The sequence below is a fragment of the Congregibacter variabilis genome (assembly GCF_045689235.1).
Lineage (GTDB): Bacteria > Pseudomonadota > Gammaproteobacteria > Pseudomonadales > Halieaceae > Congregibacter > Congregibacter variabilis.
In genome coordinates, this window is sequence record NZ_CP136864.1 from 2,735,105 (window position 1) to 2,761,208 (window position 26,104).

At 55.6% G+C, this 26,104-nt stretch carries 25 protein-coding genes; 19 read left to right on the forward strand and 6 right to left on the reverse strand.

The window, feature by feature from the left end:
- Positions 1-42: 42 nt before the first annotated feature.
- The 6 genes from glnE to R0135_RS12150 are packed head-to-tail and all read left to right on the forward strand — an operon-like array spanning position 43 to position 7,703.
- Positions 43-2,931 carry a bifunctional [glutamate--ammonia ligase]-adenylyl-L-tyrosine phosphorylase/[glutamate--ammonia-ligase] adenylyltransferase gene (glnE, locus tag R0135_RS12125; protein WP_407347121.1) on the forward strand — a complete coding sequence of 963 codons (2,889 nt, stop codon included), beginning with the start codon at positions 43-45 and terminating at the stop codon, positions 2,929-2,931.
- A gap of 49 nt (positions 2,932-2,980) precedes the next feature.
- Positions 2,981-3,907, forward strand: coding sequence for a branched-chain amino acid transaminase (locus R0135_RS12130; RefSeq protein ID WP_407347122.1), 927 nt, complete (start codon positions 2,981-2,983; stop codon positions 3,905-3,907).
- Between the two features lie 45 nt (positions 3,908-3,952).
- Positions 3,953-4,798, forward strand: coding sequence for an alpha/beta hydrolase (locus R0135_RS12135; RefSeq protein ID WP_407347123.1), 846 nt, complete (start codon positions 3,953-3,955; stop codon positions 4,796-4,798).
- Positions 4,799-4,814: 16 nt separating this feature from the next.
- The gene (gene rfbD / locus R0135_RS12140) at positions 4,815-5,726 is read left to right on the forward strand and encodes a dTDP-4-dehydrorhamnose reductase (RefSeq protein ID WP_407347124.1); all 912 of its coding nucleotides are present in this window, start codon (positions 4,815-4,817) and stop codon (positions 5,724-5,726) included.
- On the forward strand, positions 5,719-6,783 hold the full coding sequence (rfbB, locus tag R0135_RS12145; RefSeq protein WP_407347125.1) for a dTDP-glucose 4,6-dehydratase: 1,065 nt from the start codon (positions 5,719-5,721) through the stop codon (positions 6,781-6,783). Before rfbD ends, rfbB begins: the two co-directional genes overlap by 8 nt.
- Positions 6,784-6,830: 47 nt before the next feature.
- Positions 6,831-7,703 (forward strand): aldose 1-epimerase, encoded by an 873-nt coding sequence (locus R0135_RS12150; RefSeq protein WP_407347126.1) that lies wholly within the window; start codon positions 6,831-6,833, stop codon positions 7,701-7,703.
- 9 nt (positions 7,704-7,712) lie between these two features.
- On the opposite strand, the gene rfbC is transcribed toward R0135_RS12150, so the two are convergent.
- Together rfbC and rfbA are read right to left on the reverse strand one after the other, a co-directional pair.
- Positions 7,713-8,261: a dTDP-4-dehydrorhamnose 3,5-epimerase gene (rfbC, locus tag R0135_RS12155; protein WP_407347127.1), complete on the reverse strand. Its 549-nt coding sequence runs from the start codon at positions 8,259-8,261 to the stop codon at positions 7,713-7,715.
- Positions 8,251-9,156, reverse strand: coding sequence for a glucose-1-phosphate thymidylyltransferase RfbA (gene rfbA, locus R0135_RS12160; RefSeq protein ID WP_407347128.1), 906 nt, complete (start codon positions 9,154-9,156; stop codon positions 8,251-8,253). The genes rfbC and rfbA overlap by 11 nt, the downstream gene beginning before the upstream one ends.
- Positions 9,157-9,341: 185 nt before the next feature.
- Here rfbA and R0135_RS12165 point away from each other — a divergent pair, with 185 nt between their 5' ends.
- The 4 genes from R0135_RS12165 to R0135_RS12180 all read left to right on the forward strand — a co-directional run bounded on the left by R0135_RS12165 (position 9,342) and on the right by R0135_RS12180 (position 13,145).
- Positions 9,342-10,055 (forward strand): hypothetical protein, encoded by a 714-nt coding sequence (locus R0135_RS12165; protein WP_407347129.1) that lies wholly within the window; start codon positions 9,342-9,344, stop codon positions 10,053-10,055.
- 81 nt (positions 10,056-10,136) lie between these two features.
- Positions 10,137-11,375: a glycosyltransferase family 4 protein gene (locus tag R0135_RS12170; RefSeq protein ID WP_407347130.1), complete on the forward strand. Its 1,239-nt coding sequence runs from the start codon at positions 10,137-10,139 to the stop codon at positions 11,373-11,375.
- Positions 11,362-12,078, forward strand: coding sequence for a class I SAM-dependent methyltransferase (locus R0135_RS12175; RefSeq protein ID WP_407347131.1), 717 nt, complete (start codon positions 11,362-11,364; stop codon positions 12,076-12,078). The genes R0135_RS12170 and R0135_RS12175 overlap by 14 nt, the downstream gene beginning before the upstream one ends.
- Positions 12,075-13,145: a prenyltransferase gene (locus tag R0135_RS12180; protein WP_407347132.1), complete on the forward strand. Its 1,071-nt coding sequence runs from the start codon at positions 12,075-12,077 to the stop codon at positions 13,143-13,145. Before R0135_RS12175 ends, R0135_RS12180 begins: the two co-directional genes overlap by 4 nt.
- A 14-nt stretch (positions 13,146-13,159) precedes the next feature.
- On the opposite strand, the gene R0135_RS12185 is transcribed toward R0135_RS12180, so the two are convergent.
- Positions 13,160-13,786, reverse strand: a complete 627-nt coding sequence (locus R0135_RS12185; protein ID WP_407347133.1) for a class I SAM-dependent methyltransferase — start codon at positions 13,784-13,786, stop codon at positions 13,160-13,162.
- 123 nt (positions 13,787-13,909) lie between these two features.
- Between R0135_RS12185 and waaA the strand changes: the two genes are divergently transcribed.
- Positions 13,910-15,190 carry a lipid IV(A) 3-deoxy-D-manno-octulosonic acid transferase gene (waaA, locus tag R0135_RS12190; protein ID WP_407347134.1) on the forward strand — a complete coding sequence of 427 codons (1,281 nt, stop codon included), beginning with the start codon at positions 13,910-13,912 and terminating at the stop codon, positions 15,188-15,190.
- Here the strand turns inward: waaA and R0135_RS12195 are convergent.
- Complete coding sequence (locus R0135_RS12195) at positions 15,170-16,594, reverse strand: TolC family outer membrane protein (RefSeq protein WP_407347135.1); 1,425 nt, start codon at positions 16,592-16,594, stop codon at positions 15,170-15,172. The genes waaA and R0135_RS12195 overlap by 21 nt on opposite strands.
- Before the next feature lie 315 nt (positions 16,595-16,909).
- On the opposite strand from R0135_RS12195, the gene R0135_RS12200 reads away from it, so the two are divergent.
- From R0135_RS12200 to R0135_RS12225, 6 genes are all read left to right on the forward strand, one after another.
- The gene (locus R0135_RS12200; protein ID WP_407347136.1) at positions 16,910-17,410 is read left to right on the forward strand and encodes a DUF1249 domain-containing protein; all 501 of its coding nucleotides are present in this window, start codon (positions 16,910-16,912) and stop codon (positions 17,408-17,410) included.
- A 13-nt stretch (positions 17,411-17,423) separates the two neighbouring features.
- On the forward strand, positions 17,424-18,260 hold the full coding sequence (gene cpdA / locus R0135_RS12205; protein WP_407347137.1) for a 3',5'-cyclic-AMP phosphodiesterase: 837 nt from the start codon (positions 17,424-17,426) through the stop codon (positions 18,258-18,260).
- A gap of 68 nt (positions 18,261-18,328) precedes the next feature.
- The gene (gene parE / locus R0135_RS12210; protein WP_407347138.1) at positions 18,329-20,251 is read left to right on the forward strand and encodes a DNA topoisomerase IV subunit B; all 1,923 of its coding nucleotides are present in this window, start codon (positions 18,329-18,331) and stop codon (positions 20,249-20,251) included.
- A 45-nt stretch (positions 20,252-20,296) separates the two neighbouring features.
- Positions 20,297-20,812, forward strand: coding sequence for a DUF1697 domain-containing protein (locus tag R0135_RS12215; protein ID WP_407347139.1), 516 nt, complete (start codon positions 20,297-20,299; stop codon positions 20,810-20,812).
- A gap of 2 nt (positions 20,813-20,814) precedes the next feature.
- Entirely contained in the window at positions 20,815-21,171 is a 357-nt protein-coding gene (locus R0135_RS12220) for a hypothetical protein (RefSeq protein ID WP_407347140.1), read from the forward strand.
- A 130-nt stretch (positions 21,172-21,301) separates the two neighbouring features.
- Complete coding sequence (locus tag R0135_RS12225; RefSeq protein ID WP_407347141.1) at positions 21,302-22,726, forward strand: M20/M25/M40 family metallo-hydrolase; 1,425 nt, start codon at positions 21,302-21,304, stop codon at positions 22,724-22,726.
- Here the strand turns inward: R0135_RS12225 and R0135_RS12230 are convergent.
- On the reverse strand, positions 22,717-23,397 hold the full coding sequence (locus R0135_RS12230; RefSeq protein ID WP_407347142.1) for a PEP-CTERM sorting domain-containing protein: 681 nt from the start codon (positions 23,395-23,397) through the stop codon (positions 22,717-22,719). The genes R0135_RS12225 and R0135_RS12230 overlap by 10 nt on opposite strands.
- Before the next feature lie 226 nt (positions 23,398-23,623).
- On the opposite strand from R0135_RS12230, the gene R0135_RS12235 reads away from it, so the two are divergent.
- Positions 23,624-24,031, forward strand: coding sequence for an HIT family protein (locus tag R0135_RS12235; RefSeq protein ID WP_407347143.1), 408 nt, complete (start codon positions 23,624-23,626; stop codon positions 24,029-24,031).
- A gap of 139 nt (positions 24,032-24,170) precedes the next feature.
- Positions 24,171-25,169 carry a multidrug DMT transporter permease gene (locus tag R0135_RS12240; RefSeq protein WP_407347144.1) on the forward strand — a complete coding sequence of 333 codons (999 nt, stop codon included), beginning with the start codon at positions 24,171-24,173 and terminating at the stop codon, positions 25,167-25,169.
- Positions 25,170-25,357: 188 nt separating this feature from the next.
- Here the strand turns inward: R0135_RS12240 and deoC are convergent, their stop codons facing one another.
- Positions 25,358-26,044, reverse strand: a complete 687-nt coding sequence (gene deoC / locus R0135_RS12245; protein WP_407347145.1) for a deoxyribose-phosphate aldolase — start codon at positions 26,042-26,044, stop codon at positions 25,358-25,360.
- Between the last annotated feature and the right edge of the window lie 60 nt (positions 26,045-26,104).

Sequence of the window (26,104 nt, forward strand, 5' to 3'; positions counted from 1 at the left end):
ACATGGCTGCGACTGTATTTAGCGTGGCGAGGGCAGCGAGCAATGATTAAGCACCCCGCATTACCGGAGAGTCTCAAGGGCACGGTCGAGCAGTCCTGGAATGCCATTCTTGATGCTGCGGGCTCCGCACAGCAGGCCGCCCTTGAGTCGCTGCTGGCGCAACCAGGTTTATCGCGGCAATTAGCAGTGGTGCTTGCCGGATCCCGTTATGCAGCAGAGACGCTGCGTCGCCGACCCTGGCTGTTGCTACAACTTTGCAGCGCCGGCGAGCTTGAAACGCCCCTACGAGAAGGCGCGCTGGAGTTTGAGCTGGGTGAGTTGCTTGCCGGAAGTGATGACGAAGCGACCGTGGTGCTTCGACGCTTTAGACAGCGGCAGATGCTACGCATTATCTGGCGCGACCTTAATCGTCTGGCTCCTACGCTGGAGACTACAAGAGACGTATCCTGGCTGGCCGACGCCTGTATTACCCATGGATTGAAGCATTGCACTGCAGAACTTGAGGCTAAGTACGGGCAACCCCTTGGCAGTGACAGTGGTGAACATCAGGAGCTTGTGGTGCTGGCCATGGGTAAGCTCGGCGCTCATGAACTCAACCTCTCCTCTGATATTGATCTGATTTTTACCTACCCTGAGCGCGGTAATACCAAGGGTGCGGCTCGCTCCATTAGCAATGAAGAGTTTTTTACCCGCGTTGGCAGGGCACTTATTGCACTTTTGGACCCCGTGACTGCCGAGGGCTTTGTGTTTCGTGTGGATATGCGTCTGCGCCCCTATGGTGAGAGTGGGTCTCTGGTGCAGAGTTTTGCGGGCCTGGAGGCTTATTACCAGGAGCAGGGACGGGACTGGGAGCGCTATGCCCTGATCAAGGCGCGACCTGTTACCGGCAAGCTTCAGTATCGCCAAGCTCTTATGGCCTGCCTCCATCCATTTGTTTACCGCCGCTACGTCGATTACAGCGCCATCGAAAGCTTGCGCTCCATGAAGCAACTGATTGTTGCGGAGGTACGTCGTCGCGGATTGCAGCGAAACGTGAAGCTCGGCAGTGGTGGGATTCGAGAAATCGAGTTTATAGCCCAGTGTTTTCAGCTGATTCGAGGCGGCAGGGACAGCACACTGCAGCGCCGGGAGTTGTTCGCTGTGCTGACACAGTGCGCTGATCTGGGATGCCTGCCACAGGATGTGGTGCAGGAACTGCAAGCCGCCTATCTATTCCTGCGTGATGTTGAGCATGTGATTCAGGCTTGGGAGGATCGACAAACTCAGGAGCTCCCGGATCAGGAGTTGGCCTGCGCGGCTCTGGCGTTTTGCATGGGTTTTGCGGACTTCCCGGCGTTTATGGCGGGTCTCGATGCATATCGAGATAGCGTCACCAAACATTTCGCGGCGCTTATTGCCGAGGCGGAGGATTCGACGCCGGCACCACAGAGCGCAGGATTGTGGGGTGCTGACTGTAACCCTGAGCAACTCGCAGACTTGGGTTTCACGAATGCGGATGGCCTCGCCGAGCGATTGCGAACGCTGTTTGAGTCTCGGCGGGTGCAAAGGCTCCAGGCTGAGGGCCGGGAGCGTCTCGATCGCTTCATGCCATTGTTGCTGGAGGCTTGCGCTGAGTCAGAGCATCCGGATTTGGCTTTGGAGCGCGCCTTGCCATTGGTGAGCGCGGTGGCAAGGCGCAGCGCCTATCTTCTGTTACTCATCGAAAACCCACCAGCACTTGCAGACCTCGCCGCACTATGTGGCGCCAGTCCCTGGATAGCCGAACAACTCAGCACACGCCCGGCACTTCTGGATGAGTTGCTTGATCGCGCCAGCCTTTACACAGCGCCTGAGAAGGAGACACTGCAATCTGAATTACGCCAGCAGTTGGCAAGATTGACCGTCGACGATCTGGAAGGGCACATGGACGCTCTGCGGTACTTCAAAGCCTCTCAGGTGTTGCGAGTTGCTGCGAGCGAAATCTCCGGCCGCCTGCCGTTGATGAAAGTCAGCGACAAACTCAGCTTTATCGCAGAGGTTTGTCTAGAGCAGGTCTTGGCACTTGCCTGGGCTCAGCTGTCCCTGCGTTATGGAGAGCCCTCGCGGGAGGGTACCGGACGAGGTTTTGTTGTACTTGCCTATGGCAAACTCGGGGGTATCGAGCTGAGCTACGCCTCGGACCTTGATCTGGTCTTTATCTATGACGCGACGGCCGGAGGGTACACAGACGGCGAGCGGCCCATCGACAACGCGACCTTTTATATGCGTCTGGGTCAGAAAATGATTCACATTCTCGAGACTCGTATGGGCCTGGGGCAGCTCTACGAAGTTGATATGCGCTTGCGACCGTCCGGCGCTTCGGGAATGCTGGTATCGACCCTGGGCGCCTTTGAGCAGTATCAACGTAACGATGCATGGACCTGGGAGCATCAGGCCCTGGTGCGAGCCCGGCCCGTGGCGGGTGATGAGATGCTGGCTGAAAAGGTTGAACATCTCCGTCGCAGCATTCTCTGTGAATCTCGCGACACCACAGCTTTGGCCCGAGAAGTGGTGTCCATGCGAGAGAAGATGCGCAGTCATGCCAAGGTGACGGTCGATGACACGGAACTGGACCTCAAGCAGGGCTTCGGCGGTATCGTGGATATCGAATTTATGGTGCAATACGCGGTTCTTGCCTGGGCGTCACAAGACCCGTCGCTGGCTGACTGGTCGGATAACGTGCGTATTCTGGAAACGCTGGCACACAGTGGTTATTTACAAAAGGAGCAGTGCCAGTCTTTAGTGCAGGCCTACCTGGAATTGCGAAGCGCCACGCATCAGTTAGCACTTCAGCAGCAGTCGCGGAATTTGCCCGCAACGCAGTTTGCCGCGGAGCGTAGCAGCGTCCAGCTAGCCTGGGAGTCGCTTTTTGCGAAGGTCCAAGGGGACGAAAACAGTACCGACGATAGCTGAGAATGGTCTCAAGCCCGGCGGAAACATAAATAGTAAGTAGGAGAACAAGATGAATTTTGCGGATCGCGACGGCACTATCTGGCTCGACGGGGAGATGATTCCCTGGCGCGAGGCTAAAGTGCACGTGTTGACGCATACGCTGCATTACGGGCTTGGCGTATTCGAGGGCGTGCGTGCCTACAACACGCCGGATCGTGGCACCTGCATTTTTAAACTCAATGAGCATACCGAGCGTCTTTTTAATTCGGCAAAAATTCTCACCATGGATATGCCCTTTGACAAGGAAACCCTCAATGAGGCGCAGCGTGCTGTTGTTCGTGAGAACAACCTGGAGGAAGCCTATCTGCGCCCCATGTGCTTTTACGGCTCAGAGGGTATGGGACTGCGCGCCGACGGGCTCAAGACCCACGTAATGGTCGCAGCTTGGGAGTGGCCCTCCTACATGGACCCCGAGGCCGTTGCTCGCGGCATCAAGGTGCGTACTTCGTCCTACACCCGTCATCACGTAAACATCACCATGTGTAAAGCCAAGGCTAACGGTAACTACATTAACTCGATGCTGGCGCTGCGCGAGGCCCTGGATTCTGGAGCCGAGGAGGCTCTGCTGCTGGACAACGAGGGTTATGTCGCCGAGGGCAGCGGTGAGAACGTATTTATTGTTCGTCGGGGAAAAATTCATACGCCGGAGCTCACCTCCTGCCTTGATGGTATTACCCGGGCTACCGTGTTTGCCTTCGCCGAAGAGTTGGGTTTGGAAATTGTCGAGCGGCGCATTACCCGCGATGAAGTCTACGTAGCTGACGAAGCGTTTTTTACCGGTACTGCGGCAGAAGTTGTTCCTATTCGTATGCTTGATGGGCGTGAAATTGGCAACGGCAGCCGGGGTCCCATTACTGAACAAATGCAATCGATGTATTTCGATGCCGTGCGCGGAAATCGATCGCAGAATGCTGACTGGTTAACGCCTGTTGCCTAGGTAAATACCGCTGGCACAAACCCCGAGCTAATAAGAGATAAGATCATGAGTGATACCGCTGGCCTTGCAGTACAGGAACTGACTTTGGACAGCGGCGTTTTCTATCGCCGTTGGAATGTAGAATCTCCGCGGGCGGTTGCTCTTATGGTGCATGGGCTTGGTGAGCATAGCGGGCGTTACCAGCATGTTGCCGAGGCACTGGCAGCGCGGAGTATCGCGAGCTTTGCGCCCGATCATCCAGGGCATGGCCTGACTCCAGGTCACCGTTGTTTTATCAATAAGTTTGCTGAGTTTTATCCAGCTTTGGATACGCTGCGCGAGCAGATTGAAGCTGATTATCCCGGTGTTCCGTGTTTTATTATCGGGCACAGTATGGGTGGCTTGATCGCGGGAAATTACCTTCTTGAAAACCAGTCCCGGTTTGCGGGTGCGGCTTTCTCTGGAGCGGCCTTTGAGGTGCCCGTACCTCCCAGTGGCATAGCGATTTTTATTAACAGGATCCTGGCGTCTATTGTTCCCAAGCTCGGTGCATTGCAATTGGATGCAAGCGAGGTCAGTCGCGATGCAGAGGTTGTCCGTCGTTATCAGGAAGACCCCTTGGTTCACAGCGGGAAAATCACCGCTCGTCTGCTCGTTGAATTGTTTGCAGCGATGGATAATCTCGAAAAACGTCGCAGTGATATCGCATTGCCCGTGCTGGTGATGCACGGCGAGGGTGACGTCATGGCCGCTGTTAGCGGGTCGCAGCATTTCTTTGACAGCGTGGGTAGTTTGGACAAGACACTGCGCCTTTATCCAGGCTTGTACCACGAGATTTTTAATGAGCCCGAGCAAGCTCAGGTGCTGGGTGAGCTTGTAGATTGGCTGGATGCCCATATTCAGACCGAATGAGGTGTGACTCTAATCTGTGCAATCGGTCGTGGCCATGCGTGACAAACAGCTAAGCAAAGTGATGGTAACTGGTGCTGGCGGTCAGCTCGGATCAGCCCTGTGCTCAAGCGCGCCGTCGTCGATTGAAGTCTGCGCTTTGACTCGCTCTGAGTGTGATATTTGTGATCCTGCCGCCGTCGCAGCGGCGCTCGACAAGCAGCGTCCCGAGCTGCTTATCAATGCCGCGGCTTACACTGCAGTAGATCGCGCAGAAGAAGAATCAGCCGCCGCCTTTGCCGCAAATGCCGAAGCCCCGGGCATACTGTCCCGAGCCTGCGCACAGCGCGGCATTCGCTTTTTTCATGTATCAACAGACTTTGTGTTCGATGGCTTAAGCAGTTCGCCCTATGCAGTTGATGCCCAGACCTCTCCATTGGGCGTCTACGGACACAGCAAGCAGGCGGGCGAGCAGGCGACGCTGGAATCCGGTGCTGATGCCTTGATTCTGCGAACCGGCTGGGTTTATTCCCACGACGGACAGAACTTTATGCGGACCATGCTACGACTCCACGAGTCCCACGATGAGATCAGCGTGGTGTCCGATCAGGTCGGTACGCCCACAGATGCTTTATCACTTGCGGGCGCCTTATGGGCCGCGGCGCATCGCCGTGGGCTGTCGGGGATTTACCATTGGAGTGATGCAGGTGTTTGCAGCTGGTATGACTTTGCCGTGGCCATTGGCGAGGAGGCTAAGGCTCAGGGTCTGCTGTCCAAAGTGGCGGTAGTCAAACCTATTCGCACGCAAGACTACCCGACGCCAGCTCAGCGCCCGGCTTACAGCGTGTTGGACAAAACACGAAGCTGGCTGGATTTAGAAATACCGCCGACACATTGGCGCAGTCAGCTTCGCGCTGTTCTCACACGACTCAAGGAGGCCGATCATGCCTAAAACCTTACTGGTGACCGGAGCCGCGGGGTTTATTGGTTCAAACTTTGTGCACTACTGGCTGGGAGCGCACCCCGATGACCGTGTCATTGGCTACGACGCACTGACCTATGCAGGGAATCGTGCCAATCTTGCCGCCGTCGAAGTCCAGGACAACTTTAGTTTTGTGCATGCTGATATCTGTGATGAATCGCGGGTCACGCAGCTCCTGCGCGATGAATCAGTAGACACGCTTGTGCACTTTGCGGCAGAAAGTCACGTGGACCGATCCATTACGGGTCCTGATGCTTTTATCGAGACCAACATCATTGGTACGCACAGTTTGCTCAAGGCAGCGCGCACGGTCTGGTTGCAAGGAGACGGAAAACCGCACCGCTTTCACCATGTGTCAACGGATGAGGTTTACGGCTCTCTCGCGCCTGACGCCCCCGGTTTTTTTGAAGCCCAGCAGTACCAGCCGAACTCCCCCTACTCCGCGAGCAAAGCTGCGTCGGATCATTTGGTGCGCGCTTATCAGCACACCTATGGCTTGCAGGTCAGCACAAGCAATTGCTCGAACAACTATGGCCCCTTTCACTTTCCAGAGAAGCTGATACCGCTGTGTATGACCAATATCCTTCGCGGCCTCGAGTTACCTGTCTACGGTGATGGCAGCAATATTCGTGACTGGCTTTATGTAGAAGATCACTGCCGCGGTATTGATTTGGTGCTGGGCAAAGGCAAGGTCGGAGAGAGCTATAACATCGGCGGAAACAACGAGTGGAACAATCTGGCCATTGTGAACCTGCTCTGCGAGCGTCTCGATGCGAGATTTTCCACAGACCCTTCCTTGCAGGAGCGCTATCCCGATGCGCCCCAGTGTCGCGGCGAGTCAGCGAGTAGTCTTATTCGTTTTGTCACCGATCGGGCTGGACACGATTGGCGTTACGCCATTGATGCAAGCCGGATTATGAGCGAGCTGGGCTACGCGCCCGCAGAGACCTTCGAGACCGGTATTGAGCGCACGCTGGACTGGTATCTGGATAACGAAAGCTGGTGGCGCCCGCTGGTTCAGGCTTAGCTACCCGTCTTTCCCGAACAACTTTTGATCGCGGCTCGAGCAATAGCATGAACACCGTATGGCTGGAGCATGCTGGTGTGCGTGTGGAGATAGCTCCCGAGGCGGGCGCGGCGCTGCTATCCCTTCAATCACTTCATCATGGAAAATATCATGACTGGCTTGTCGACAAAGCGCTTGCCGAGACAATCGGCGTTCCGGCGTGCTTTCCTCTCATCCCCTTCGCCAATCGCATTGCCGAGGGAAAGCTTGCACACGGCGGCCATGCTCTTGCCGCTAATCGCCCGGACCTGTCTGCGCATCCCATTCACGGATACGCCTGGCAGGCTCCGTGGAATGTGGACAGTTTGCAGTCAGATGCTCTGAAGTTGAGCTATGACGGCCGTCATGACGCCTGGCCCTGGCAGTATCGTGCGCAGCTGAACTGCGTTATCGCGCCCAAAGAACTGCGAATGCACCTAAAGCTAACGCATGTCGGTCCGGGACAGATGCCGGCGGGACTCGGTTTACATCCGGCGTTCCCCAGTGCCGGGTTACTGAGTGTTCAGGGCCGCGCGGGGGCTTTTTTACCGGTTGATCGCACAGGGTTACCGCGGGCCTATACATCTAAAGCGCCTGAGTGTGAGGCACTGGCGACGGGTCAGCTGCCAGACTTGGGAATCGATAATGATTTCGACGGCTGGCAGCAACAGCTGCTTCTGCGGTGGCCGGATCGACAACTTGAACTTCTGGCGGATCCTGTTTTCAGCGCGCTGCACGTTTTTCGACCGACGGATAAGCCTCTGATTTGCGTAGAGCCGGTGACGCATCTGACCGCTGCCATGGCATATAGACGTTTACCCGAGGTACCTGCGCCCACACTCTTGGGTCCGGGTGAATCATTGGAAGGCAGCATCGTTTTTCGGCTTTTGGAGCCGTCCTAGTCCTGCGCCCTAGGGAAGTCGTGGTGCGTCCACAAAGGCCATACCTGTCTGGTCCTTGCCTGACAGAGAGGGCGCTGCGCCGCCAACCAATGGCCAATCTATCCCCAGACTTGGGTCATCCCAGGCAATGCTGACTTCGCTTTTGGGGTCGTACCGGTCTGTGCACTTATACTGAAAGTCTGCGAATTCGGAAGTGACATAAAATCCGTGAGCAAAGCCCGGTGGTACCCATAGCATCTGCTGTGATGTGGCATCCAGGGTCACGCCATACCATTGACCCAGGGTGGGTGAGTCCCGACGCATGTCGACGGCTACATCAAATACGCTGCCAGCGGTGACGCGCACGAGCTTTCCCTGAGTGTGATTAGTCTGATAGTGCAGTCCGCGAAGGATTCCCTTAGCAGAACGGCTGTGGTTGTCCTGCACAAAACTCAGATCAAACCCTGCCTCGCGGAACACCTCGGCATTCCAGCTTTCCATAAAAAACCCGCGTTCATCACCAAATATCCGGGGTGTCAGCAGATAGACGCCGGGAAGACTGGTGGCTTCAAATTGCATTTCGAACAGCCCCTTCTTCGCGAAGTAATCCCATTAAATACTCGCCGTAGCCGCTTTTTATCAGCGGTGCAGCGAGGGCCTGAAGGGCCTGCGCATCGATATAGCTCATGCGATAGGCAACTTCTTCCGGGCAGGCGATCTTGAGACCCTGACGCTCCTCTACCACGCGGATAAAATTGGCCGCGTCCAAAAGGGAGTTGTGAGTGCCGGTATCAAGCCAGGCCGTTCCGCGGCTCATGACTTCCACATGCAGGTCGCCGCGCTTGAGATAGGCGAGGTTCACATCGGTAATCTCAAGCTCCCCTCGGGGTGAGGGCTGAATGTTCTTTGCGATGTCGACGACATCATTGTCGTAGAAGTACAAACCAGTGACAGCATAATGGGAGCGCGGATTTGCCGGTTTTTCTTCGATATTGCTGGCTACGCCCTCGCTGTCAAAGTCCACAACACCGTAGCGTTCGGGGTCGTTCACGTAGTAGGCAAACACTGACGCGCCATTTTGCCTTTCGGCGGCGTGGCGAAGGCTCTTGGAAAAACCATCGCCGTAAAAAATATTGTCCCCCAAAACCAGGCTTACGGGGCTATTACCCACAAAGTCGGCACCCAGAATAAAGGCCTGCGCCAGGCCATCGGGGCTGGGTTGTACGGCATAACTGATGTTAATGCCCCATTGCTCGCCGCCGCCGAGAAGATCAGCAAAGGCTTTTTGGTCCCGGGGGGTGGTAATAATCAGTACATCGCGGATGCCGGCTTCCATCAGCGTCGCAAGGGGGTAATAGATCATCGGCTTGTCATAAACCGGCATTAGCTGCTTACTTACCGTGCTGGTCAGCGGGTGAAGTCGCGTGCCCGAGCCGCCGGCGAGAATGATGCCTTTGTAGGCTGTCCCGCTCATACTGTTACATCCATGTGTGTTTCAGACGGCTTTAGTATATCGGTCGGGCTTGGGGGCTGTCGTGCTCCCGGGCCTTTGGGAGCCCAGTTTTACACCAGTCTGGGACTTGAATCACAGCGCCTGGGAGAAAGGACCTGAAAACTATCGTACTTCAGTCGCACCAATCGGATCGGCTGACGACCTGGATGGGCAGTTGCTGCGCATCAGTCAGCAGCTGGGCCTCGCAGCAGGGTTTTGATTACCTGCTTGATGGCGACGCGCTGTTTGATCGAATTCCTGTGACGCTAAGAGCGCGTTTTGCCGCGCAAGTGGTTGTTTTATCGGACCTTGCAAGACTCTATTGGATGCGTGAAGTGCTTGAATCTGGCTATGATCGGGCAATCTGGTGTGATGCCGATGTTCTGATTTTTGAGCAGTTCACCCCCGCGGACTCAGGCGACCGATTTGGCCGGGAGTGTTGGATACAACAAGATGGCGGCAAGTTGCGCCGCTATCGAAAAATTCACAACGCCTGGATGCAGTTTAGCGCCGGCTCTCCCACTTTGGCGTTCTATCTGGATCGTGCCCGGCTGCTTCTGGAGCGCACAGAATCGCCGGTTGTGCCTCAGTTTATTGGCCCCAAGCTGCTAACGGCCTGGCACAACATTGCGGCTTTTTCCGTCGAAGAGCGCGTGGGCATGCTGTCGCCTCTGGTCATGGCGGAGCTTCTTGATGGAGGTGACCGGGCGCTGCAGATGCTTCGAGCGGGGCATGCGGAGCCGCTTTGCGCACTTAACCTAAGCGCGTCTTACGAAAACCGAGAGGTCGATGGCGTGATGCACGACGGGCATGATTATCAACAGCTGGTGGAGCAATTGAGCTCAGGGGCTATGCTGGGGCGTCTTCGCGGGGCCTACTGAGGCCCCCGCCCGAGCTTGTGCCAAGACCTGCGGTGTATACAATGCGCGGCTTCCCAAAACATTCCACCCATCCGGAGCAGCATGTCGGGTCCCTTGCACATTGCCCTGCTTGGCTATCGCAGTCAGCCCCACGGCGGAGGCCAGGGCATCTATTTGCACTATTTGAGCAAGGCCCTGGTTGAGGCTGGCCATGAGGTGGACGTTATCTCGGGTCCGCCGTATCCGGAACTCGATCCTCGGGTGAAACTGATACACATTCCCAGCCTGGACTTGTTTACCCACGGTCTTGGCTCTCTGCGGCCTCATCACCTCCTGTCTTTTACGGATATGACTGAGTGGTTAAGCAAGCTTAGCGGCGGCTTTGCCGAGCCTTATACCTTTGGACGCCGGGTGCGGAAGTATCTTCGCCGAGAGGGTCGCCACTATGACCTCATTCACGACAATCAGAGTCTCAGCTATGGAGTTCTCAAACTCCAGGATGAAGGTTTTGCCCTGGTGACGACGGTGCACCATCCCATTACTCATGACTTACGCATCGCCCTGCGTGCAGCAAGAACCTGGCATGAACGCCTGTTTGTGCGTCGCTGGCATTCGTTTTTGAGCATGCAAGGCAAGGTCGTGCGCCGATTACGCCACGTGATTACGGTGTCCGAGCAGTCCAGACAGGATATTGCCGCGGATTTTGGTTTGCCCGCTGACAAAATTGATCTTGTTTATAACGGTATCGATACCGCTGTTTTTAGACCTCACGCTGAGATACACAGACGGTCCAACCGCCTGATGGCCACCGCCTCCGCCGACGCTCCGCTTAAGGGACTGCGTTACTTACTGAAGGCTTATGCGGCGTTGTTAGACAGCTATCCTGATTTAGAGTTGTTGGTGGTGGGTAAGCCTCAGCCGGGTGGCAAAACAGAGCAGCTGCTCGATAGATTAGAGCTCCGCGAGCGCGTGCAGTTTGTATCCGGGATCAGCACCGGAGAGATGGTGCGTCACTACGCAGAAGCGACCCTGGCCGTGATCCCATCGATTTACGAAGGGTTTGGGCTTCCCGCGGGAGAAGCCATGGCCTGTGGTGTTCCGGTGGTATCCACCGACGGTGGGGCTTTACCAGAAATCGTCGCTGACGCCGGTGTGATCGTGCCGACTGCCGACGCGGATGCCTTAGCTGCAGCGATTGCCAAGCTTCTGGATGACAGCGCCGAACGAGAGCGCCTCGCGAAAGCCGGGCGGGAGCGTATTTTGGACAACTTTAGCTGGACCGTTTGCGGCGAACAAATGCTGAGCTATTACCGAGGAGTGATTGCTGATGCAAACCCTTGATCGCAATTACTTTCCCATGCAGGCCGGGCAGCGAGTGCTGGATCTGGGCTGCGGCGAAGGGCGTCATGTGATCGCGGCCTGTGCACTGGATGGCGTAGATGCCGTAGGGGTCGATTTGTCTCTGAATGATTTGGCGACGGCGCGGGAGCGTATGCAGGAGTTTCGTGGTGACGCTGCAGAGGATTCCGCGCTGTTTCTACTCCTCGCCGGCGATGCACTTCGCTTACCTTTTGCCGATGCAAGTTTCGATGCGGTGATTTGTAGTGAGGTGCTTGAGCATATTCCAGATTACCGTAGCGCTCTGACAGAGATCGCCCGGGTTCTTAAGCCCGGTGGCCGGTTTTGCGCCAGCGTGCCTCGCGCCTGGTGCGAGCGTATTTGTTGGAGTTTATCGCGGGACTATCATCAGGTGATGGGCGGACATCTGCGGATATTCAATACTCAAAATTTGCGCAGGGATATCGAAAAACAAGGCTTTGATCTTTATTTTGAGCATGGCGCCCATGCACTACATAGCATTTACTGGTGGTTACAGTGTTTGTTCTGGAAGTCCCGGGAAACCAACTGGTTAGTGCGTCAATATCATCGCTTGCTGGTCTGGGATATGATGAGCCAACCAGCCTTTACGCGCGTGCTTGAGCGTGTGCTAAACCCCGTTCTTGGTAAAAGCGTCGTTATGTATTTTCGAAAGGGCAGCGAATGAGCGGTCCCTACTTTACCTCCGGAATGTTTCCCCGGGACTTTCTCGCACCGACCATTGCGTCGATTTGCGATGCTCAGCTATCGAATGGCGAAATACCCTGGTCACCGGGCAACTATGCGGATCCCTGGGATCACGTTGAGGCGGCCATGGGCCTGTCTATCGGCGGCGAGTGGGAAGCAGCGGAGCGTGCTTATCGCTGGCTGGCAAAACAGCAGCTGCCTGACGGCAGTTGGTGGGCGGCCTATCGCAACGGGGTGCCAGATAATCGAGAGCGCAGAGAAACTAACTTTGTGGCTTATGTTGCTACCGGTGTCTGGCATCACTATCTGATTAGCGACAACCGCGCGTTTCTCACCGAGCTGTGGCCGGTGGTTGATGCGGCTATGGATTTTGTTATCTCTTTGCAATCCGAATACGGAGATATCGATTGGGCGGTAGACGAAGACGGTACGCCGCGCAGTGATGCGCTGATTACCGGCTGCAGCTCAATCCATAAAAGTCTGGAGTGCGCGCACAATATAGCTGTGACTCTGGGTCAGGAGCGCGCGAACTTTCTTGAGGCTCGAAGCCTGCTTGGCGATGCCCTGCGCAATCGTCCCCAGCGCTTTGATCGAACCTGGGAGAGTAAGTCGCGTTATTCCATGGATTGGTTTTATCCGGTGCTGACCGGCGTGATTACTGGTGCAGCGGCGCGCGAACGTCTGGCGTCAAGGTGGGATGAGTTCGTGGAAGACGGCATGGGCTGTCGCTGTGTTGTCGAAGAGCCCTGGGTAACCGTTGCAGAGTCCTGTGAGTTGGTTATGGCACTACTGGCTGCGGGAGATCATGCTCGCGCTGTAGAGCTCTATAGCTGGCTGCATCAATGGCGCAGTGATCAAGGTGACTATTGGACGGGCTATCAGTTTGCAGAAGACCTGCTGTGGCCAGATGAGCGGCCTACCTGGACCGCCGGAGCGGTTTTATTGGCTGCTGACGCGCTCACTGGACATACCGCTGCGGCGAACCTGTTTACCCGGGTCGAAATCCCCGACAGCGCTGCGCAAGCGCCCGTGCGCCGTGCCAAGTAGGCTTTTGGTGGCCCTTACAGCCGCTCCAGAATCCTGAGGCTGTCGACGGCGGCAATCTCACGAAACAAGCCCGATGCCAAAGCAAGTCGATACACGGTAATCGGGGCCTGACCTCCAGCCTCAGATGCCGGATAAACATCGTGAATAGCAAGGCGACCTTTGGGCGTGATAAAGCCCGCCCAACTTCGGTAATCCAATAAAGCAGCATCCAGGCTGTGGCCTCCATCGATAAAGACCAGGCCCAGGGGGCCGTGCCAGGCGCGGGCAAATTGCGCGGAAGTGCTAAGAATCGGAATCACCGTATCATCGAGATCAGCGGCGCTGATGGTTCGACGAAAACTCCCAAGGGTGCTGAACGCCCCTGAATCGTCCAGCAACTGAGGGTCGTGAAACATCTCACCGGGTTGATGCTCTTCGGAGCCTCGATGATGGTCTATGGCAAACAAGGTGCTTCCGGTAGTTTTACAACCCAAACCCAGATAGACGGTTGATTTACCGCAATAGCTGCCGATCTCCACGGCAGTTGCCGCATGGGGTAACTCGCTTGCGCAGCGAAAAAGTGCCTCACCTTCGGCATGGGACAGGAAGCCTTTAACGGCGTCTATGTCGATAGGAAGCGACAATGTAGAGAGCTGGGACACAGTATGCAGTCCAAGTTTGCTGGGGCGATGACACTACCGATACACACTGGCACTGGCAAGCTGTAGTCTGTGCTGGTTTTGGTGGTTATGCTGTAAGCCCTCCTCCTTATCCGAGCGTCAGATGTGATTCGCATTGCCTACAGCGCGCTGTTCGTCATGTTGCTGCCCTTTATTGTGCTGCGCATGCTCCTGCGTTCCCGCCACGCGCCTGCCTATCGCCAGCGTTTGCTGGAGCGCTTTGGTTTTTTCTCTCCTTCACATGATGTCAGGCCCTGTATATGGATCCATGCGGTCTCTTTAGGAGAGACCCTCGCGGCACGACCTCTGGTAGAGCGTTTACTTGAGAAGTACCCGGACTATCAATTACTCATAACGACCACCACACCTACTGGCTCGGAGCAGGTCCGGCGATTGTTTGGCGGCAGGGTCTTGCATGTGTATGCACCCTGGGACACGCCCGGCGCGGTAAAGCGGTTTTTAAAGCGTGCACAGCCCCGGCTACTGATTCTTATGGAAACTGAACTCTGGCCGAATCTGCTGCATTACGCCACGCGTTCGCACTGTCAGATTTTACTGGCCAATGCCCGTTTGTCGGCGCGATCTGCGGCGGGCTACGCGCGGATAGCGCGCACAACGCGGGAAATGCTGGGCACGCTTGACTGGCTTGGCGCTCAGAGCAGCGCGGACGCGGACCGTTTCTTACAGTTGGGTATGAATCCTGGACATATGAGTGTGACGGGTAGCATCAAGTTTGATGTACAGCTTACGGATGAAATGCGGGAACAGGTGCAGGACCTGAGTGAGCAGTGGGCGACATCACAGCGGCCGGTGATTATCTTTGCAAGTACGCACGAGGGCGAAGAAGAACTGGCCCTGTCGGTCTTCGCCGCGTTGCGTAAGAGGCAGACAAACGCACTTTTACTCCTCGCGCCCAGACATCCCGAGCGCTTTAACGCGGTGTTTGAGTTGTGCTGTGATGCTGGGCTGCGTGTGTCTCGTCGATCTCAGTCAGATCCTGTGGATGGCAATACCGAACTGGTGCTGCTGGACTCTTTGGGAGAGTTGTCTCAATTGTTTGGTGTGGCGGACATTGCTGTTATCGGTGGGAGCTTTATCTCCAGAGGTGGCCACAATCCTCTGGAAGCGGCCGCCTGGGGCATGCCGATTCTTTGCGGGCCCTCAATGTTCAATTTTGAAGACATTACCGAAAGACTTAGCGAGTCCGGGGGGCTGAAGCGCTGCGCCGATGAAGCACAGCTTCTGGATCAATTCGAGCGTTTACTGGGGGATGAGAACGAAAAACGCCGCCGGGGAACGGCGGCGCTAACTGTGCTGGAGGCTAATCGAGGCGCGCTGAACGCCCTGTTTACCGGTGTACAGTCTCTACTTGATACCCATCGCTGATTTTGTCGGCGCTGCGGCGGCTTCCAGATAGCTATCCAGTGTAATCACATCCTCCGGACTCAACAGGCCCGCCTGCTCTTTCAGTAACAGTGTGTTGACGATGTAGTCGTAGCGGCTGTTTGCGTAATCCCGAAGTGCAGAAAACAGTGTGTTCTGCGCATTCAGCACGTCGACGATGTTCCGAGTACCCACTTCATAACCTGCCTGTGTGGCATCCAGTGCGCTTTTGGAAGACAGAATGCTCTGCTTTCTGGCGGCGACCCGGGCAACATCGTTGACCACGGTCATATGCAGTGAGCGGGCATCAGTCACAGTCTGGCGAGTAAGGTTGATGCGCTGCTCTCTAGCCTGGTTGAACTGCTGTGCTGCACGGCGACGCTCGGCACTGATGGCACCGCCTGTGTAGATCGGCATGGAAAGCTGCACGCCCAGCAAAGCCTGCTCGCGCTCCTGCTCTGGGGGGAAGTTGAAAATGCCTGCCGGATCCTGAAAACGCGTGCCGTTGGTTTCTGAGTCTGTGTATTGCGCGGTGCCGCTGATCGTTGGGGCATGCGCCAGACGTCGGGCCTTGGCATTTTGCCGGGCCGCTTCCTCGGCGTATTGCGAGGCTTTGAGATTGAAGTTGTTCGCCAGGGCAAACTCGACCCAGGCACTGCGATCGGCAGGTTCCGGCTTGTTGACGTTGAATGTCTCTACGAGCACATCCAGTGTGTCATGTCGTTTACCCGTCAGGACGCTGAGATTCTCTAAGGCCACTGCAACTGAGTTTTCGTCTGATATGCGATCAACCTGAGACAGGTCATAGGCTGCCTGAGACTCGTAGACGTCGGTTATAGCGATAAGACCAACCTCGAAGCGCTGTTGGTTTTGCTCTAATTGCCGGCCGAAGGCCTCTTCCCGGGCAACGGATGCGCGCAGATTGTCCTGTGCACGCAAAACATCGAGGTAGGCCTGAACCACCCGAACGATGAGACTTTGCTGATTTGCCGCAAAAGTTGCTTCTACCTGCTTTGAAAGCTCCTTCCCTCTTTGAAAGGAAAACCACGCCGGGAGATCAAAAATCGCCTGCTGGAGTGTCACCTGATAGGTTTCTGTGTCCACATCGGTATTATCAAAGGTGTTACCGATGACCGGAACGCCGTTGTTGTCAAAGCCGACAATACCGGGACTGGTAGTGTCGGTATCTGTATTTTGGATGCCGGCAGTAGCTGTGACCTGAGGTAAAAGTACCGAAAACGCTGCGTTTTCGTCCTCCAGACCCGCCATATATTGAGCCTGCTGCGCCTTCAGCGTCGCGTCGTTTTCCAGAGCCAACTCGTAAATGTCACGCAGGGACTCTGCGTTTGCCGCAGTGGCGGATATCAATGTCAAAGAGGCGAGGAACACCTTGCCGGGGAAATGCATAATCAAATCCTTGGGTATACGGAATAAAACCGCGCAAATTTTACCAGTAATGACGACTACTTCGCAGTGCGCAATAGTGACTATTCCTTTCTCACGCGTGGCAACAATCTTAGGTGTTACACTCAATTCAAGACTAGCGCTTTTCGTGCAAGCCATCGTGTTTAAGCTGCGTTTGATCGATTTTGTTGGTAAACGCGCTGCATCTCGAAGAGAAATACGTGACAAGCTAAGCTACTGGTTCACGGTAAGGCGTGCATTAGCCTTTGTTGAAAAAAGTTGGGTCAAGGTCCGTCAATGGCGCATAAGTGGCCACAGATGAGGAAGGAAGCGAGACAAGCGGTGATAAAAGGCTCTTACAAAGTCGATTTACGCGCATTGCACGCTCAATGCGAGGCTAACTATGCCCGCATGCTGCGCCTGTTTTCGGACTACGAGAGCCGCAACAGCAAGCACTTTTCGGTTGATGGGGCCCAAGTACACATCGAAGTTATAGAGCGTAGCCGTTACACCACCTTGTTTTGTCTCAAGAGTTACCCCACTGCCGGCACCGATAGCTCCCAGAGCTCGGATTTGAGTTGGTTAAAGCCCTTGGTGATGGAAGCTCGGGCGTATCACGACGCGGGAATGATCGAAGTCGTGCGGTTTCAGGCAGCCGGGAAGACCCAGGGGCGTTATGCATATCCAAACCCGTCCATGCATCAGCAGGACGAAAAGAATCAACAGAACAGCTTTCTTGCAGATTGGCTGTCGCACTGCCTGCATCATGGTCAAGCAGATCTGGCAGGTCTTTTAAAGCCCGGGGCCGAACACGCCTAGGGGCGATGTATTCATGAGTGATATCCATAACAGTGTTTGTGAACTGAGTGTGCAGGTCGAAACTATCCGTATTGTGCAGCTCACCGACACCCATCTAAAGACGCACGACGGTGGCAAGCTGTTAGGTCTGGACACGGACTATTCCTTGCAAGCCGTGGTTGACCTTGCCAATAAAGAATACCCCAAGCCTGATTTTGTACTGGGCACCGGCGATTTGGCCGATTCCGGCGCTGGTGATGCCTATCGAAGGCTCATTGGCTATTTTGATCAGGTCAGCCCAGAACACTTTTGGCTACCGGGCAACCACGATCTTCGCGATGTCATGATTGAGGTCGGGGGGGCTGAGCGTGTTCCTGGCGAAATTCGCGTAGGAGCCTGGCAGATTGTGATGCTCGACTCCCAGCTTCCCGGTGAAGTTGGCGGGCACTTGGGGCGTCCCGAGCTGCAGCGCCTTGAGGAGTGCCTCAACGCCGGAGCCGAAGCGCAATTGCATACATTGATTTGCCTGCATCATCAGCCCGTTCCCATCGGCTGTGAGTGGCTCGACGAGCAAATGGTGTCGGACGCGGATTCGTTTTTTGAGATTCTTGGCCGGTATCCCCGGGTTCGGGGCCTGCTTTGGGGTCATGTGCATCAGGAACTGGACAAGTACCGCGAAGATCTGCGCTTGCTATGTACTCCGTCGACCTGTGTACAGTTTCTGCCCGGGCAACAGGATTTTGCCGTGGATACACAGGCGCCAGGCTACCGCTGGTTAGAGCTGGATGCCGATGGCGCTATCAGAACCGACGTGTCCCGCGCGGTTTCGCAAATCTTTCCTGTTGATCGAGAGGCCTCCGGCTACCTCTAGCGTTTATTTGCGTATTAGCCGTCGCGTGCAGCGCAGTTCTGCGGTGTTTTTGTATCCTCCCGTGTACAATGCCGCGGTCTTTCCAATCAGGCGATTTTTCCGCAGTGAGCGATTATTCTTCTGAATCTATTGAGGTTCTCACGGGCCTTGAACCGGTGCGCAAGCGCCCCGGAATGTATACCGATACCACGCGTCCCAATCACCTGGCTCAGGAGATTATCGATAACAGCGTTGATGAGGCGCTGGCGGGTTTTGCGCGGCAGATAGACGTAGTGCTGCATAGCGATGGTTCTCTGTCAGCCAGTGACGATGGTCGCGGTATGCCTGTGGATATGCACCCGGAGCAAAAAAAGCCCGGTGTGGAGGTGATTCTTTGCACCCTGCATGCCGGGGGTAAGTTCTCCAGCAAAAACTATCAGTTCAGTGGTGGTCTTCACGGGGTGGGAGTGTCCGTGGTGAATGCGCTGTCAAAGCAGCTGACGGTGACTATTCGTCGAGACGGCGAGGTTCACCAGATGAGCTTTGCCGGCGGCGAAAAGACCTCAGAGCTCACGGTTATTGATACCTGCGGCAAGCGCAATACCGGCACCAATGTTCGGTTTACGCCAGACCCGCAGTATTTTGACTCCATTAATTTTTCCGTGCCCCGGCTCCAGCATGTGCTGCGTGCCAAAGCCGTGCTCTGCCCCGGGCTTCGGGTCACCTTTCTTGACGAAAAGAAAAACGAGAAAGAAGAGTGGTACTACGAAGACGGTCTCACCGACTATCTGTTGTCAGCCACCGATGGTTTCGCAACGTTGCCTGCAGAGCCTTTTACCGGCAGCTTCAGCGGCAGTACCGAAGCTGTTGATTGGGCCGTGCAGTGGCTCCCCGAAGGCGGTGAGTTAATTACCGAGTCCTATGTAAATCTGATTCCCACCGCTCAGGGTGGTACGCACGTTAACGGTCTGCGCACGGGTCTTTTGGATGCCATGCGGGATTTTTGCGAGATCCGCTCCCTGTTACCCCGCGGCGTAAAGCTTGCCCCTGATGACATCTGGGAACGCTGTAGTTATGTGCTTTCGTCCAAGCTCGAAGATCCGCAGTTTTCGGGGCAGACAAAAGAGCGGCTGAGCTCCAGAGAGGCCGCGGCGTTTGTTTCCGGCGTTGCCAAAGATGCATTTAGTTTGTGGTTGAACCAGCACACCAGCGATGCCGAAGCGCTTGCAGAGCTGTGCATCAACACTGCCCAGCGCCGTTTGCGCAGCGCCAAAAAAGTCGTCCGCAAAAAGGTCAGCGCAGGCCCTGCACTGCCCGGCAAGTTGGCGGACTGCTCGGGCGAAGATATCTCTCGAACTGAATTGTTTTTAGTAGAGGGTGACTCGGCGGGCGGCAGCGCCAAGCAGGCGAGAGATCGCGAGATTCAGGCGATCCTGCCACTACGCGGAAAGATCCTGAACACCTGGGAGGTGGACTCCCAGGAAATTCTGGCATCTCAGGAAGTACACAATATCTCCATAGCGCTGGGTATTGATCCGGCGGACGATGACCTTAGCGGGCTGCGTTACGGCAAGGTTTGCATTCTTGCCGATGCTGACTCCGACGGTCTGCACATTGCTACGCTGATCTGCGCACTGTTTGTGCGGCATTTTCGGGCTCTGGTATCGGCAGGTCATGTGTATGTGGCCATGCCGCCGCTGTATCGTATTGATATAGGCAAAGAGGTTTATTACGCCCTCGATGAGGCCGAAAAGCAGGGTGTTCTGGACCGTATCGAAGCCGAGAAGAAACGCGGCAAGGTCAATGTGCAGCGTTTTAAGGGCCTGGGAGAGATGAACCCCTTGCAGCTGCGCGAAACCACCATGAGCCCCGATACCCGCCGCCTGGTCCAGCTGCGGCTGGAAGCCGGTGACGAAACCAACGAAATGCTGGATATGCTTCTGGCAAAAAAACGCGCGGGCGATCGCAAGTCCTGGTTAGAGACCAAGGGCGATTTGGCAGAGGTGCTATAACGCTAAAACCAAAAACAAGGCCGGTGAGATAGAGGCAGTAGAGCAGTGAGTACTTATGTCGCCCTGCTAAGGGGTATCAATGTCGGCGGCAACAACCCGCTTCCTATGAAGGCTCTAAAGCTGTGCCTGCAAGACGCTGGCTACAGCAACGTTCAGACCTACATCCAAAGCGGTAATATCGTTCTTGACGCAGACACAAATCCTAAGGACGAGCTTGGCCCATTGATCGAGAAATCTTTTGGAATTGAGCCAGCCATCATGGTGATGGCCAAGGAAGAATTCTCTGCGGCGCACACCACGAACCCATTTGAGGGCGCCGGGAATACTATCCACTTTTACTTCTGTGACGCCGAGCCGGCGTTAGATCAGCCGAAACTTGATTTGCTATTAGCAAGCTCAGAAAGCTACGCACTGCATGGCAAGGTGTTTTATCTCCACGCTCCTGACGGCATAGGGCGCTCAAAGCTTGTGGCAAACATTGAGTCTTGCCTAGGCGTGGCCGCGACGGGACGCAATTTGAATACCGTAGGCAAAATCGCAAGCATGCTGGGAGCTGATTAGTCGTGCGCAAAACCGACAAGAAGATAGACCGAGATTTGAGCGCGGCTCTTACCCGTGTATGCCATGTGGCGCTGGAGACGGTTCCGGGGTTTGCGTGGATAACGCACTTCGTCAATTACCAGAACTTTCCAAGGTCGCTGGTTATTGTGAGCGTGTTCGAGACGGATGAGCTATTGCGAGCCGCCTGTGCCTTGCAGTTGGATCAGACATTGTCGGACTTGATTGAGACCGAGCTCAAAGCGATCAACATTCCCATAAACCCCAAAGACGGGCAGCTCCGCTGTGATAGCGAGGAGGCCTGCGAGCGGGAAAACGATGGTGACTGGCTGCAGCGATACCGATACCCCCAGCTGCACTAAGCGTATGTTGTGTTCGCCAAATCGCTGTCGATACGCTACTTTCGTGTTTTGAGTATCGCGTGGAAACTGACACACAGCGTGGGCGCGATAAAACAGCGTAGGACTTAGCCAGCGGGCAGGAGAGCTTCAGGTGCATAAAGACTTTGCAATGGGTTTGGGCAACACGGTGATTCGAAAGTTAACGAGATCTCTTGGGCGAGGCTCGCTTGCAGTGCTGTTGGCCACCGCTTTACCGGCCGCTGCACAAACCCTCGATGATGAGGCCGTGGATTGGCTGCAGGCATTTTTGAAGATCGACACCATTAATCCTCCGGGTAATGAGTCCCGGGCGGTGGATTTTTACAGCAAGATTTTTGATGCCGAAGGCATCTCCTGGCAGTCCGCAGAGAGCGCTCCGGGTCGCGGCAACATCTGGGCGCGCATTGAGGGGGGCGATGAGCCTGCACTGATCCTTTTGCAGCATACCGACGTTGTACCCGCCGACCCCAAGTACTGGACCACGGACCCGCTGTCCGGAGAGATTCGCGATGGCTACATCTGGGGCCGCGGTGCCATCGACATGAAGGGCACAGGCGTTACTCAGCTGGCTACATTTTTGAGTCTGCACCGTGCGGGCAAGCCCTTGAATCGTGACGTGGTGTTTGTTGCCACGGCCGATGAAGAAGCTGGAGGCCTTTACGGCGCGGGTTGGCTCCTCAAGAACCACCCAGAGGTATTTGATAACGCCGGATTACTGCTCAATGAGGGTGGTAGCGGACGATTGACGGCCAAGGGCGAGACCATATTCTCCGTAGAGCTTACTCAAAAAGTGCCGGTTTGGCTGCGACTCACCGCCATCGACAGGCCCGGACACGGCTCTATGCCGTATCCCACATCCTCGGTGACGCGGGTGGTGCAGGCGATGGAAATCATGCGAACTAACCCATTCCCGGCGCGAATCATTCCGCCGGTGGATGCCATGTTCAGAAGTATTGCGCAAAGCGCTGAGCCAGAGTGGGCGCCATCCTTTGCCAATATGGCCGAGTCTATCGAAGAGCCTGGGTTTCTAAAGCGTCTTCAGGACTTTTCACCGCCTATGCATGCGCTGACTCGGGACACCTGCTCTATCACACGGCTGTCGGCATCTAACAAAATCAATGTTGTTCCCCCGGAGTCCTGGGGAGAGATCGATTGCCGCATTCTGCCCGACAAGGCGGTGGATACTTTTGTAGAAGAGGTTCGGGAGTTGGTGGCGCCCAGCGGTGTAGAGGTGGAAGTGCTTATGGCTTTTTCGCCGGCGATTACTGATACCGGCTCTAGACTTTATAGCGCGATTACCGACATCACCGCCGAACGTCACCCGGGTTCGCGGGTAATGCCGTCGGTCTCAGCGGGTTTTACCGATAGTCACTTTACGCGCGATGCCGGCATTGCCAGCTATGGATTTACGCCGACCATCATTCCTGAGGCCGAAATGGTTCGGATCCACGGGAATGACGAGCGTATCAGCGAAGCTGCGTTTCGCGCCGGCGTCGATGATCACTTAGCGATCATCGAGGCAGTGGTTTACGACTGACGGCGACGCCACATTAGCAGTGCGCCGATAGCCATCAGAGGGAGTGAGCCTGGGACGGGGACAGCGTTGACTTCAAGTGTCTGCCATTCTGAGGGCTCAGGCAGTCTGCTGCGCTGCAGTGTTTGAACTGTGTTTGTGTCCCAGGTGCGATATTGCGCTGAGTTAATGCCATCGCAGCAGCCCTCAAAACCGAGCAGTGTGAGGGAGAACTTGCCGACATCTTCCAGGACATAGTTTTTTACTTCAGATTTCTTGTTCCAGTTTTTAGCCCACCAGATGTCCTCGTTGAAGTACTTAACTGACGCATCTTTGGAGTCCGCAACAATAAATCCACCGCGCCCCCAGTCGAGTCCGAACTGGAACTCAGCAGCTCCGGTCAAACTCCCGGCGATTGTGTAAAGCGCACCGTAGTTTCTCTTGCCGCCGCCACAGGTGCCACTGTAGCTAACGCCCTCAAACGCATCGAGATCTTCGTTGCAAACTGAGCCCTCGCTGGACTCAAAGGCGTTTAATGCCTTCGCGAAGTTCTCATCCCCGGTACCTTTGAGGTTTCGTGCAGAAAATTTTGTGCTGACCATCTGTACATTGATGGAATCAATAACAAGTCCTGCGCTGGCTATACCTGAACAGGTGGCGAGAGCGAGGCCGGCAATAAGATTTGAGTAACGCATGAGTTGGTGCTTGTGTTTGGATTTGCGGTGATTGAGCCCTAATTGCATCAAGAGCACACGTCGCCAGCCGCTGCTGTGCGAGCTGCATCACTTTTCGGCGCTTTTGCACTCAAAAATTGTGATTCAGATCTCAGTGCACCGGCCCTACAGATCCCGCAGTCCCTTTGACCTTGAAATCATTGCACCGGAGAATGCTGTGCCGTACGCGTATATTTTTGAGGCTTGAATGAGCACGAGTAAACAGTGGCAATTACATCCTACGCTCGCCAAGGACTGTCACAGGGTCCGCACAAGTTCTTCAGCGGAGCTGCTCTTACATCGCAACGCCGCCTTGCACTGGTTCATTCTTGTGCCCCATACAGACTCGATAGATCTACTGGATTTACCGGCGGATGAGCGTGAGGGTCTGCTGAGCGAAGCAAGTCGGATCAACCACTATTTGAAGGAGACCTTCGCATACCCCCGGGTAAACGTTGGTGCTCTGGGTTTGGTCGTTCCTCAGCTGCATCTGCATGTTATCGGGCGGCGGGAGGGCGACCCCTGCTGGCCAGCACCGGTGTGGGGAAACCTTGAGATGTCCGCCGAGTATTCCAGCGCGCAAGTTGATCAGGTAAGGGCCGATTTAGCTGAATGACGCACAGCGTATCGATAACCGAGCTCCCATTACCCCTGATGATGTTTATTAATGCTCTGTTCTCTCGTAGTAGCGCTTGAAACTTTTACCCCGCAGCCCGATCATGGCGGTCCTTGGTTAATAAAAACGAGAAACTGCCATGCTCATTGTTGAGTCCTATACCATCGCCGTCGCGATGTGCCTGATTACCATGCTCTGCTGGGGGTCCTGGGCGAACACCCAAAAGCTCGCCAGCAACGAGTGGCAGTTCCAGCTCTTCTATTGGGATTACTCTCTGGGTGTTCTGCTGCTGACACTGCTGTTCGCATTTACCATCGGCTCTACCGGCGAAGAAGGCCGAGCCTTTATGCCTGATATCTCTCAGGCAGGTTCAGATGCCATCCAATCCGCCTTGATCGGTGGCGTTGTCTTTAACCTCGCTAACATTCTGCTGGTTACGGCGATTGATATTGCCGGTATGGCTGTGGCATTCCCGGTTGCTATCGGTCTGGCTCTGGTTATCGGCGTTGTGAGCAACTACCTGGCAGAGCCGCTCGGTGATCCGGTGTTTTTGTTTGCGGGTGTGGGTCTGGTCACCGCTGCGATTATCGTCTGCGCACTGATTTATGCGCGATTGCCGCAGGATGAAGGGCGCTCCGTGGGTAAAGGCCTGGCAATCTCTGTGATCGCCGGCATCGCTATGGGATTTTTCTATCGCTTTGTCGCGGCTTCTATCTCTATGGATTTTGCGAACCCCGAAGCGGGTCTCATGACGCCCTACAGCGCTGGCGTTGTGTTTGCGGTGGGATTACTTGTCTCGAACGTTATTTGGCTTGTGCCACTAATGTACAAGCCTATCTCGGGTGAGGTTGCGCCCATCGGTGAGTACTTCAGTAAGGGAACCCCGCGCTTGCACCTGGTAGGTATTTTGGGCGGTGCGATTTGGTGTGTCGGCTTCTCTTTTAGCTTTATCGCATCGGGCGCCGCAGGTCCTGCGATCTCCTATGGTCTAGGTCAGGGCGCAACCATGGTGGCGGCTTTCTGGGGCGTGTTTATCTGGAAAGAGTTCAAAGACGCACCGGCCGGCACATCCAGCATGATCACCGCGATGTTCGCCTTGTTCTTTGTCGGTCTTGGGCTGATCGTTTACTCGAGGTAAGGCGCTGGCTCTTTGCACGGTCTGGAGCGCGATGCAGGTTGCTGCGATAAGGGGGCGTCGGCGTCCATGGAGAGTCTGCCCCTGTTTATGGGTATGGACGCCGCCGAGCTGCCATGGATGGCGCTTTTTGCGACCCCCGAATGCAGTGGCCTGTGTCGCGCTCCAGACTCGCTAAGATGCACGGGGGCCTAGTAGCCTTCTGACCCCGTCCCACCGGTAACAATCGCCACTCCCGCACTGCAGCCCAGGCGATTAGCGCCGGCCTCCAGCATGGCTATCGCGGTTTCTCGATCTCGAATTCCACCGGACGCTTTGACGCCAAGATCAGGGCCCACCACGCTGCGCATCAGGGCAATGTCCTCAACGGTGGCGCCGCCGGTACTGAATCCTGTGGACGTTTTTACAAAGGCTACGCCCAGATCACGACAGATTTCGCAGGCCAGGCGCTTGTGCGACTCGGTGAGCAGGCAGGTCTCCAAAATGACTTTTAGCGGGGTGTCCGCGCAGCTTGCCAAAATCGTGGCTATGCCATCGCGAACGAGTTTCCAGTCTCCCGCGAGGGCATCGCCAATGGACATCACCATGTCGATTTCGCCGGCGCCGGCATCAATGGCCTCGCGCGCCTCTGCAGCAGTTGCAGCGGGGAGTGATGCGCCTAAAGGAAATCCCACCACTGAGCAGGTTTTGACTGTACTGCCTGCAAGTGTCGCGGCTACCCGTGGGACCCAGAGGCTGTTAACGCACACTGCAGCAAACCGGTGTTCCAGCGCCTCCTCGCAAATGCGATCGATGTCCACTGCGCGGGCCTCGGGCTTGAGCAGGGTGTGATCGATGGCCGCTGCGATGGCAGCGTTGTCATAACTGTTGCTATCCATGTATTAAGCCCTTGATGCAGACGAATTTAAGGTCGGTTAGGCTACACTGTCGCGCATCGA